Here is an 11,185-nt window from a genome sequence, read left to right on the forward strand (position 1 = left end):
CACGGGCGTTATCATTCGGGCCTCAGGGTCACGAACGTCATCGCTCGATATGGATACGAACCAGCTCATCGCGTCGCTGCCCGCGCGTCTCGACGCGATCGTTTCGCGCGGCGCGAAGGCGCATCCCGATCACATCGCCTTGCATGAGGACGCGCGCACGCTGACCTATGCGCAACTCGACGATGCGGTCGATGCGCTCGCCGCCCGTCTCGCGGCCGCGGGCGTGCGGGCCGGCGACCGCGTCATGTTGACCGGCGAAAACAGCGTCGCGCTCGTCGCATCGCTCTTTGCCGTGAGTCGTCTCGATGCGTGGGCGCTCATTGCGAATGCGCGCCTTTCCTCCGTCGAACTCGATGCGATCCGCGCGCATGCGAAACCGCGCATCGCACTCTATACGATCGAAGCGTCCGACGATGCCGCGCGTCATGCGCAACGCTTCGGCGCTTTGGTCGAATCGCTCGATGCAACGCCGATCGGCGCGTTCGCGCTGGACGAGCCCGACGCCGCCTCGGAGCCGGAACCGCACGGGCTGCCTTCGGATCAACAATGCGCGGCGCTCATCTATACGACGGGCACGACCGGCGCGCCGAAGGGTGTGATGCTGTCGCATCGCAATCTGCTGTTCGTCGCGGCGATATCGAGCACGCTGCGTCGCGTGAGTTCCAGCGATCGCGTCTATGCTGTCCTGCCGATCTCACATGTGTTCGGTCTCGCTTCCATGTGCCTGGGTTCGCTGTATGCGGGCGCGACCTTGCGCCTCGCGGCGCGTTTCGATGCCGAGCGCGCGGGCCGCGTGCTCAGCGATGAACGCATGACGATCTTCCAGGGCGTGCCCGCGATGCACGCGAAACTGATCGATCATTTCTCGCCGCGCGGCGGCCTGAACGCGCCGTCGTTGCGCTTCGTCTATTGCGGCGGCTCGCCGCTCGACATGACGCTCAAGGCCGCTGCCGAAGCGTTCTACGGCGTGCCCCTGCACAACGGTTATGGCATGACCGAAAGCAGCCCGACCGTGTCGAACACGCTGCTCGATGCACCGGCGCGCGATTCGTCGGTCGGTCCGTTGATTCCGGGCGTCGAGGCGCGCATCGTGCCGCTCGCGCCACCGAGCGACGCCGACGATGCCGGCGAGCTATGGGTGCGGGGCCCGAACGTGATGCTCGGCTATTACCACGATGCGGCGCAGACGGCGGCCACGGTCACGGACGACGGGTGGCTCAAGACCGGCGATCTGGCGCGCTTCGAAAGCGGCAATCTGTATATCGTCGGGCGCAGCAAGGAGCTCATCATCCGCTCGGGCTTCAACGTCTATCCCGCCGAAGTGGAGCAGGCGTTCAACAGCCATCCCGCCGTGCTGCATTCCGCCGTTATCGGGCGAAGCGCGCAGGGCAACGAGGACGTGCTCGCATTCGTCGAACTGAGACCCGGCAGCGCTGCGAACGAACACGAACTCGCGGCGTGGGTGAGCGCGCGGCTCGCGCCGTACAAGCGGCCTTCCTCGATCCGCATTCTCGACGCGTTGCCCGTGTCCGCGAGTGGCAAGGTGCTCAAGCATCGGCTCGGCAAACTCGCTAGTTAGTCGTGGATGCAACCGGTTTGTCCGCCGCTTTCATGTCTTCGCCGGCGCCGCCCAGGGACTGGAAGAGCGCGGCGGTGTCGGAAAGACGGCTGGCTTGCGCGAGCGCGTAGTCGAGTTGCGTCTGCAGAGCCTGACGTTGCGTGTCGAGCAGATCGAAGCGGCTCACGCCGCCTGCCGCATAGCGCGCGTTGGTCGTGTCGAGATTCGCCTGAGCTTCGTTCGCCGCGATTTCGCGTGCGTGCAATGCGTCGGCGTCGTTTTGCAGCGCGGTGAGGCTATCGGCGACCTGTTGCAGGGCGTCCAGCACCGTTTGCCGATAGGCTTGCGTGGCTGCATCATAGGCCGCTTCCGCCGAACGCTTCTTCGCGCGCAATTCACCGCCGTGAAAGAGCGGCTGCGTGAGATTCAGGCCGACATTCCATACGTTCAGGCTGTTGAGCATGTCGTGGATGTTCGTGCGCTGACTGCCCACGCCCGCCGAGAGCGAGAACTTCGGATAGAGATCGGCCGTCGCCACGCCGACATTTGCGCTCGCCTGATGCAACAACGCTTCCGATGCGCGGATGTCGGGGCGTTCGCGCGCGAGCGTCGAAGGCAAGGTGAGCGGAACGTTGTCGGGCAAATGCAGCGATTCGAGCGTGATTGCATCGAAGTCGGCTTTGGATGGCGCGACGCCGAGCAATACCGCAAGCCGGTGATCGACCTGATCGCGTTGCGTGATGAGCGATGGCAGGCTGGCGCGCGTCTGCTCGACGAGCATGCGCTGGCTGCGCACATCGAACGGTGCGACGCCGCCCGCGTTCAGGCGGCCTTCCATGATCGACAATTGACGGCCTTGTGCATCGACGAGACGCTCGGTGAGCATGATTTGCTGCTGCAACGAAGCGCGGCGGATCGCGGTGGCGACGACATTGCCCGCGATCGAGAGCCGTGCCGCATCGAGTTCGAAAGACTGATAGTCCACTTGCGCACGCAGGCCTTCGAGCGCACGCCGCTCGCCGCCGAAGACATCGAGCGTGTACGACACGCTGATCGATGCATCGTAAAGCGTGAACGGCCCGGGGCTCGGAACGGGCACGCCGAACGCGGCGGGATCGACCTTTTGCCGTGAACCGGAGAGCGAGGCATCGACGGCGGGGAAGTACGTCGCGCCCGCTTGCGCGCGGTAGTCTTCGCGCGCTTGCACGAGCTTCGCGCGCGCCTGTTCGAGCGTGGGACTGTCGTTCAATGCGCGATCGACGAGACGGTTCAATGCTTCGGAGCCGAACTGCGTCCACCATAGCGGCAGCGCGTGATCGGCTGCCGGAAAGCCTTGCGCCGCCACGGACGTCTTGACATAGCCTTGTGTATCGGGCGGCGCGGGCGCATGAAAATCGGGGCCGACCGTGCAACCGCACAACACGAACGCGCAGACGGGAAGAATCTTTTTCATCGATGTCTCCCTAATCGAGCGTGCGCCGATAGAAGCGCAACGCAATGCCCATCACGATGACGGTGAAGAGCGCCATCGGCCAGACAGAAGGCCACAGGTCCGCCCAGCCGTTGCCCTTGAGCAGAATGCCGCGAATCAGGCGATTGAAGTAGGTGAGCGGCAGCAGATTGCCGAGGAACTGCGCCCATGCGGGCATGCCCGCGAACGGGAACATGAAGCCCGACAGCAGGATGTTGGGCAGGAAATAGAACATGGTCAGCTGCATCGCCTGAAGCTGGTTCTGCGCGAGCGACGACAGCGTGATGCCCACAGTCAGATTCGCGGCGATGAACAGCAGCGCGGCGAGATAGATGGCGAACGGATTGCCGACGAGCGGCACGTGAAACACGAAGCGCGTGGCCGCGAGAATGATCGATGCCTGTATGAGACCGATGAACACGTAGGGCACGATCTTCCCCGTCATCACTTCGACGGGGCGTACCGGCGTGGCGAGCAGATTCTCCATCGTGCCGCGTTCGCGTTCGCGCGTCATCGCGAGGCCGGTCATCATGACGAGCGTCATCGTGAGGATCACGCCCATCAGGCCCGGCACGACGTTGTATTGCGTGATGCCCTCGGGGTTGTAGAGGTTGTGCACCTGCACGTCGAAAGCGGCGGGTGTTCCATTCAACCGTGCGAGCGGGCCGGTGATGTCCTTGCTTGCGACCGACTGCACGAGCGAGGCGAGCGAACTGCTCGCCTTGCTGACCGCATTCGGATCGGTGGCGTCCGCCTCGACGAGCAGCGCGGGCCGCTCGCCGCGCAACAGTTTGCGCGAGAAGTCGGCCGGAATATTGAGCACGAAGAGCACGCGGCCTTGCGCAAGCGCGCGACGGCCGGCTTCGTCGTCGGGCAGTGTGTCGACGATATCGAAGTAATTTGAGTGCTCCATCGCCGCGATGAAGCTGCGGGAAAACGGACTTTGATCGCCGACGATCACCGCCGTAGGCAGATGCTTCGGGTCCGTGTTGATCGCATAGCCGAAGAGCGCGAGCTGCACGATCGGCAAGCCGACGATCATGCCGAACGTGATGCGATCGCGCCGCAGTTGCAGGAACTCCTTGATGACGATGCTCCACCAGCGCGTGACGGAGAAGCGCGCGAACATCGCGAAGCGGCCATGCGCTTTCATGACGTCACCTTGAAGTTGTCGGTCGCACGGCTCATCAGATAGATGAAGACGTCTTCGAGCCCGGTTTCGATCGGCTCGGCGTGCGTTGCACCGTCCTTCGTCGCGTCGCGCACGGCCCGTTCGAGCGCGGCATGATCGCTGCCGCTCACATGCAGCGCCGATCCGAATACGACCGTCTGATCTATTCCGGGTGTCTTGCGCAAGCGTTCGGATAGCGCGCTCAGATGTTCGCCGTGTATGCTCCACGTCGCGAGGTTTTGCGATGCGATCACTTCGTTCGCGGTGCCACGGGCGAGCAGCTTGCCGTATGCGATGTAGGCGAGCTTGTGGCAGCGCTCGGCTTCGTCCATGTAGTGCGTGCTGACCAGCACGGAGATGCCCTTCGCGGCGAGACGATGCAGCTCTTCCCAGAAGTCGCGGCGCGCGGTGGGATCGACGCCCGCGGTCGGTTCATCGAGCAACAGCAGTTTCGGCTCGTGCAGCATGCAGGCGGCAAGGGCGAGGCGTTGCTTCCATCCACCCGATAGCGAACCCGTCAATTGATTCGAGCGGCTCTGCAGGCCGAGCGCTTCGAGCGCGCGATCCACGGCTTCGCGGCGATTGGCCATCTGATAGATGCGCGCGACGAAGTCGAGATTCTCGCGAATGGTCAGGTCTTCCCAGTACGAGAAACGCTGCGTCATATAGCCGACGTTGCGCTTGATCTCTTCGCTCTCGCGCACGATGTCATAGCCGAGGCACGTGCCGCTGCCCGAATCGGGCGTGAGCAGGCCGCACATCAGGCGGATGGATGTCGTCTTGCCACTGCCGTTCGGACCGAGAAAGCCGAAGATCTCGCCGCGCGCGACTTGCAACGACACATCATTGACGACGTGCTTGTCGCCGAAATGTTTGTTGAGATTGTGTACGTCGATGACGTAAGGCGTGTCCTGCGCGCTCATTGCAGCCTCACTGCGACGGGCTGGCCGGGATGAAGCTTCGAGGCATCGGCGGGCTGAGGATGTGCCTCGACCATGAATACGAGCTTCGAGCGGCTTTCGTTGCTGTAGATGACGGGCGGCGTGTACTCCGCCTGATTCGACACGTACGTGATTTTCGCGGGCACGTCTTCCGCGCATCCGTCGCAATGGATCGATATCGCGCGCCCCGTCGCGAGGCTGCCTATTACGCTTTCCGGCACGAAGAAGCGCACTTTGATGTTCTGCGGCGGCAACATCTGCACGACGGGGCTGCCCGCCTGCACCCACTCTCCGACGCGATAGAGCGTGTCGTAGACGAGTCCGTCTGCCGGCGCCGCGACTCGCTTCTGATCGACTTTCCACCGCGCCTGCGCGACGAAGGCCTGCGCCGCGGCCACTTGCGCGCGTTGTGCCGCGATTTGCTGCGGCCGGCCCGGCAGGCGTGCCACGTCGACCTGTTCGGTGAGGTCGCGCACTTGCGCGGCGGCGGCGTCGGCATTGGCGCGCGAATCGTCGAGTTGGCCTTTGGCGATGCCGCCGACGCCGAACTGCGCTTCGTCGCGGCTCAATTGCAACGCGGCCTTGCGGGCGTTCGCGCGTGCCTGAGCGAGCTGCGCGCGCACCGATGCGACTTCCGGCGCACGTTTTCCCGTGAGGATGTCTTCCAGTTGCGACTGTGCAGCCGTGAGTTGACGCTCAGCTTGATCGAGCGCGGCGGTTTCATCGACGGATTCGAGCGTGAAGGTGCTCACGCCCGCCTTCACGGTTTGCCCGCGCGCGACGGACAAGGCAGTGAGCTTGCCCGATTGCGTCGAGCCGAGATAGACGAACTCGCCTTCGACATAACCCTGATAAGTGTCGCGGTCCTGATGAGAGCACGCCGCGAGCGCCGCGGCGAAAAGCAGGCAGATCGGTATGCCGGTGAAGCGGCTCATGGCGCACTCCGCGATGGAAGATGTTGCTAGTGTTTGGTTGGTCTACCAAACAATACGCGAATCGAATCGGCGCTGTCAAGCAGGGCGTGCTTATGTCGCACGCGCTCGCGTGTTCAAGACAAAGAATAGGAGAGGACGACGCCGATGAGGCGTTTGCGCGTAGGAAGGGGCGGCTTTTAAAGCGCCTTGATGACGTAACTGGCGATAAGGCGTGGCTCGTCGAACATGGTCGCCAGTTCGAAGAAGAGCACGAAGGCAAGCATATAGCCCACGGCCGGCCAGTATTCCATGAATCGCACGAAGAGCGGCGCGAAGCGCCGGCGCAGCGGCTCGCGGGTAAGGATCCACGCCGAGAGTGCGCCGATGGCCGAGCCGCCGATCACATCGGTGGGATAGTGCATCCCGAGATAGACGCGCGGCAGGCACACGAAGAGGATGCAGTGCAGGATCGCGAGCACGCCGATCCATCGCCATACGAGGAAGATGCCGAAGGCGATCGCCATCCACAGCGCGGCGTGATCGCTGGGAAATGAACTCCACATGCGTAGAAACTTTCCCGTCTCGTCCGCGAGCGGGAAAGTCAGGTGAATCGTCGGATCGTAGAGCGGCCGCAGGCGAAAGGGCAACGTAAGCGCGAACAGCCTGCCGAGCAGGAACGCAATGAAACCCGAAAGCAGAATGGCCACGACCATTTCGCGGCGCCACCGCTGCGATTCTCCGGCTTTGAACCAGATCGCCCAGAGAATTGCGAGCGGAATGACTCCTTTGGCGATGTAAAAATCGGCAATCGCATGAACGACATGAGTAAAAGTGACAGACGAGGCGGCAATATGTACCAGCCAGGTCTGGATCGACATGTCGAAGGCATTCATGCCGCGTCTCTCATCTATCTATGAACATTCGATGAAAAGCGTACGAGCATGAAAGCACTTTGTTCGTGCGACGCCTCGCATAACAAATCAGATGAATCAATCGATGCAACGAACGAAAGGTTGGCGAAAGCGAGAGCGAGAGCGGGATGTAAGTAGTCGCTTGCAGGTGCAACGCCGGGAATCTGATTGACCCGCCGTCCCCGTCGCGCCGGCGGAAGGTGATTTAATCAAATTCGGATACCGAAGTAATATTCAAAGAAAGCCTCCTTCGGGCGCTTCGTGCGGAAGCATCCATCCAAAGAAGACCTGTGCGTCGACGAGCTTGCCGTCGCGAATGGTGAGGATCTCGGTGTTGCGAAATGCGCTGCCGTCCTTCATGCGCAAATCGTAGGTTACGAACACACGATCGTCGTCATGCACGAGATGGACGAACGTGAAATCGTCTGTCACGTGCGAGTTGGGCCAGCATCGAGCGAAGTAAGTCGCGCGGTCGAGCCGATTGTCGCGCGGGCTCGTGAAATGGAAATCGTCGGCGATGAGTGCTTCGATCGCATCGCGGTCCTTCGTGACATAGGCATCATAGACGCGCTTTGCAACAGAGATCGGATCGATATTTCGGGCGGTGAGAGTCATCGTGTAGCTCCTTTACCGGGACGCTGTCTTACTATCTCGACGAACGAGGCCGAACGGCATCGACAACACATCGAATGATCGAGTGCTGCTTCGTGTATCGAAATGTAACCGTGCTTCGGGAGATGCTTTGCGTGCCTCCCACATTCGAATTACATTGCGATATCCCCGCGTGACTCGAATCGACACCGATAAAAATGGAGACGCCAAGATGAAGGGAAAGAAGGGACAACGCCTGCTCGCGCTGATGATCGGCGCGTCGCTGATCGGACCGCTCACCGCCCGAATCGCATTCGCCGACACACCGGGCGACGAAACGATCGCCGTGGCGGGCCTCTCGCAACCGTCGGACATTCTGATCGATCGCTGGGGCGTACCGCACATTTTCGCGGCCAACGATAGCGATGCGTTCTTCGTGCAAGGCTTCAACGCCGCGCGTGACCGGATGTTCCAGATCGATCTATGGCGCAGACGAGGACTGGGCGAACTCTCAGAGGTGTTCGGCCCAGCCTATGTGGAACAAGACAAGGCTACGCGGCTCTTTCTGTATCGTGGCGATATGGCCACCGAATGGCAACGTTATGGACCCGATGCAAAGCCTGCCGCGACACGCTTCGCAGCAGGCGTCAATGCGTATGTCGACTGGCTGGCCGCGCATCCGGAGCGCATGCCCTATGAATTTCGCAGGATCGGTTACTGGCCGGCGAAATGGAACGCCGACGACATCGTTCGCATTCGTAGCCACGGCCTCACGCGAAATCTGACGAGCGAAGTGGCGCGTGCGCGTGTGGCGTGCAAGGGTTCGCTCGATGCCGATGTCGTGCGTTTCGGCCTGCAACCGCAGTGGAAGGCACAGATGCCCGCGGGCCTCGATCCCTGTCTTCCCGATGACGTGCTCAAAGTCTTCACGCTTGCGACACAAGGCGTGCGCGTGACGAAGGAATCGATGAAGAGCGCGGATGCAACGACGACGATGATCGCCGCCGCCGACAATCCCGAAGAAGTCACGGAAGGCAGCAACAACTGGGTGATCGCGCCATCGAAGTCGGCGACGGGCCGCGCGATCATGGCCAATGACCCGCATCGCGCCTATGCGGCGCCAAGTCTTCGCTACATTCAACAGATCAGCACGCCCACGCTGGACATCATCGGCGCGGGCGAGCCTTCGGCGCCGGGTATTTCGATCGGGCATAACGGTTCGATCGCGTATGGACTCACGATCTTCAATATCGATCAGGAAGACCTCTATGTATATGAGTTGAATCCGGCGAAGTCGCGGCAGTATCGCTACAAGGGCAAGTGGGAGCCGATGCGCGTCGTGCGCGAACAGATCGCCGTGCGCAATGGCGCGCCTGTCACTGCCGATCTGCTTTTCACGCGACATGGTCCCGTGATCTATGCGGAAGAAAGCAAGCATCGCGCGTTCGCCGTGCGCACGGCATGGCTGTCGCCCGGCATGTCGCCTTATTTCGATTCGATGCGCTATATGCGCGCGAAGAACTACGCGCAATTCAAGGCATCGCTCGCGACCTGGGGCGCGCCGACGGTGAATCAAGTCTATGCGGACAAGGAAGGCAACATCGGCTGGGTGCCGAGCGGACTCGCGCCGATACGCCCGAACTGGGATGGCCTCATGCCCGTGCCCGGCGATGGCCGCTATGAATGGGCGGGCTTCTGGCCGCGCGATGCGATGCCTTCGGTCTATAACCCGGCGCAAGGCTACTTCACGACGTCGAATGAAATGAATCTGCCGGCGGGATATCCGTATGCGGAGCGCAAGCTCGGTTTCGAATGGACCAACGGATCGCGGCATCAGCGTATCGATGAAGTGTTGAAGTCGCTGCCCAAGGTGTCGATCGAAGACTCGGAGCGCTTGCAGAACGATATCGTTTCGATCCCTGCGCGCAGGCTCGTCGCGTTGCTCGCGCCGCTCTCGAGCGATGATGACGACGCGCGTGCGGCGCTGTCGATGCTCAAGGGCTGGGACGCGCATATGGGCGCGGATTCGCCGCAAGCCGCGCTCGAAGAAGTATGGCTCTCGCGGCATCTCGGAAGCGCGTTCAAGGAAGCGGTGTTGCCGAAGAACGCGGCGGCATCGTTCGGGCCACCCGATACGGCCGTGATGCTCGATACACTCGAACATCCCGAGACGCGCTTCGGCGATAACGCGCAAGCCAAACGCGATGCGGTGCTGCTTTCGAGTCTGCACGATGCCTATGTGGAGATGCTGCGTCTGCAAGGCGCCGATTCGAGTCAGTGGCGATGGGGCAAGCTGCAAACGAACCTGAACGCGCATCCGTTGGCCGATGTCGTCGATGCGGACATGCGCGCGAAGCTCAACGTCGGTCCAATCGGAAAGGGCGGCAGTGCTTACACGCCGAATCAGTCCACGTATCGCGCGAGCGATTTTCGCGAGACCAACGGACCGTCGTTTCGTGTGGTCGTCGATGTCGGCAACTGGGACGCCTCGCGCGCTGTGAATCTGCCCGGCGAGTCGGGAGATCCGGACAGCCCGCATTATCGCGATCTCGCACAGATGTGGCTCGACGGGCAGTACTTCCCGCTGCTGTATTCGCGCTCCGCTGTCGAGGCCGCAACCGAGAAGCGCGTGCATCTCGTGCCGGACAGTCATTGAGCGACGGTCTCGCAGGCGTCATTGTTGCGAGATCGGCAAGGCATCTTCAACGCGAGCGGCGATGATCTTCGCGCCGCCTTGCGTCACAATTCAATCGCGGTGGACGGGTGCTGGCTGGCGCCTTGCCGGACTCCTCATTCGGTTCGTCCTCCGCACTCTCCTGCCCTTGTCCCCTCCCTGATGTTCCGCTTCGTCGCGGGAATAGATTGCCGCGTCTCCGGGTTAACCAATCGAAGCCTCTACGCTTGAAACCTCGGTGTCGACCGGAGTCAGCGCTGACTCCGGTCCCATGCACCGCTCGAGTGAGTCGAAGCCGCGCAAGGGCCCTGTGCGTTCGATGAGGTTCGTGGATCGCATGCGATCCGGTCAACCTTTTCTGTCGGAGTGAACATCATGAACGCCATCGCCAAATTCGTCGTGTCCGTCGTCGTGGTTGCTGCGCCCACGTTTGTTTTCGCGCAGAACCAGAGCGCTCCGTTGACGCGCGCACAAGTGAAGGCCGAGCTCGTCCAGCTCGAGCAGGCCGGCTATTCGCCTGCCACGGGCGAGCAAGCCAACTATCCCGCCGATATCCAGGCAGCGGAGGCAAAGGTCGCCGCGCAGCAGAAGACGAACGAAGCCAACGAAGCATACGGCGGCACCCATGCCGGAGGCGCCGCAGCGGGTTCGGGCCCGATGCGCGCGCCTATGTCGATGAAGCATGGTTCGATGCCGGCGGAGGATTGCGTCGGCCCGGTGAGTTTCTGCACGCCATTTTTCGGAAGCTGAATCGTCAGCGACGGGCCGATGAAAATAATTTGCGAAAGGGGCTTGCGAAGACGTCATCGGCTCGTCATAATCTCGTTTCTCTGCTGCTGATGCAGCGACGCAAGACGGAAGTGAAGTGATCTTGCGATGTGCTCTTTAAAAACTAACAGCCGATAAGTGTGGGCGCTTGATGCGAGTGCGGTTTCAGTCTTTGGGCTGAAGCAG

The 11,185-nt window shown here is 61.9% G+C and carries 9 protein-coding genes; 3 read left to right on the forward strand and 6 right to left on the reverse strand.

What is annotated here, in order from left to right:
• Positions 1 to 49: 49 nt before the first annotated feature.
• Positions 50 to 1,579: a class I adenylate-forming enzyme family protein gene (locus tag U4Y90_RS27530; RefSeq protein WP_321799362.1), complete on the forward strand. Its 1,530-nt coding sequence runs from the start codon at positions 50 to 52 to the stop codon at positions 1,577 to 1,579.
• Here the strand turns inward: U4Y90_RS27530 and U4Y90_RS27535 are convergent.
• The 6 genes from U4Y90_RS27535 to U4Y90_RS27560 all read right to left on the reverse strand — a co-directional run bounded on the left by U4Y90_RS27535 (position 1,572) and on the right by U4Y90_RS27560 (position 7,581).
• The gene (locus tag U4Y90_RS27535) at positions 1,572 to 3,011 is read right to left on the reverse strand and encodes an efflux transporter outer membrane subunit (RefSeq protein WP_321799363.1); all 1,440 of its coding nucleotides are present in this window, start codon (positions 3,009 to 3,011) and stop codon (positions 1,572 to 1,574) included. The genes U4Y90_RS27530 and U4Y90_RS27535 overlap by 8 nt on opposite strands.
• 10 nt (positions 3,012 to 3,021) lie before the next feature.
• On the reverse strand, positions 3,022 to 4,182 hold the full coding sequence (locus U4Y90_RS27540; protein WP_321799364.1) for an ABC transporter permease: 1,161 nt from the start codon (positions 4,180 to 4,182) through the stop codon (positions 3,022 to 3,024).
• Positions 4,179 to 5,123, reverse strand: a complete 945-nt coding sequence (locus U4Y90_RS27545; protein WP_321799366.1) for an ABC transporter ATP-binding protein — start codon at positions 5,121 to 5,123, stop codon at positions 4,179 to 4,181. The genes U4Y90_RS27540 and U4Y90_RS27545 overlap by 4 nt, the downstream gene beginning before the upstream one ends.
• Positions 5,120 to 6,076 carry an HlyD family secretion protein gene (locus U4Y90_RS27550; RefSeq protein WP_321799368.1) on the reverse strand — a complete coding sequence of 319 codons (957 nt, stop codon included), beginning with the start codon at positions 6,074 to 6,076 and terminating at the stop codon, positions 5,120 to 5,122. Before U4Y90_RS27550 ends, U4Y90_RS27545 begins: the two co-directional genes overlap by 4 nt.
• A 176-nt stretch (positions 6,077 to 6,252) precedes the next feature.
• Complete coding sequence (locus U4Y90_RS27555; protein ID WP_321799369.1) at positions 6,253 to 6,948, reverse strand: phosphatase PAP2 family protein; 696 nt, start codon at positions 6,946 to 6,948, stop codon at positions 6,253 to 6,255.
• A gap of 252 nt (positions 6,949 to 7,200) precedes the next feature.
• Complete coding sequence (locus tag U4Y90_RS27560; RefSeq protein ID WP_321799370.1) at positions 7,201 to 7,581, reverse strand: nuclear transport factor 2 family protein; 381 nt, start codon at positions 7,579 to 7,581, stop codon at positions 7,201 to 7,203.
• A gap of 208 nt (positions 7,582 to 7,789) precedes the next feature.
• On the opposite strand from U4Y90_RS27560, the gene U4Y90_RS27565 reads away from it, so the two are divergent.
• Positions 7,790 to 10,213 carry a penicillin acylase family protein gene (locus tag U4Y90_RS27565; protein ID WP_321799372.1) on the forward strand — a complete coding sequence of 808 codons (2,424 nt, stop codon included), beginning with the start codon at positions 7,790 to 7,792 and terminating at the stop codon, positions 10,211 to 10,213.
• Between the two features lie 393 nt (positions 10,214 to 10,606).
• Positions 10,607 to 10,981 carry a DUF4148 domain-containing protein gene (locus tag U4Y90_RS27570; protein ID WP_321799374.1) on the forward strand — a complete coding sequence of 125 codons (375 nt, stop codon included), beginning with the start codon at positions 10,607 to 10,609 and terminating at the stop codon, positions 10,979 to 10,981.
• Positions 10,982 to 11,185 lie beyond the last annotated feature (204 nt).

The sequence above is a fragment of the Caballeronia sp. J97 genome (assembly GCF_905220305.1).
Classification (GTDB): Bacteria; Pseudomonadota; Gammaproteobacteria; order Burkholderiales; family Burkholderiaceae; genus Caballeronia.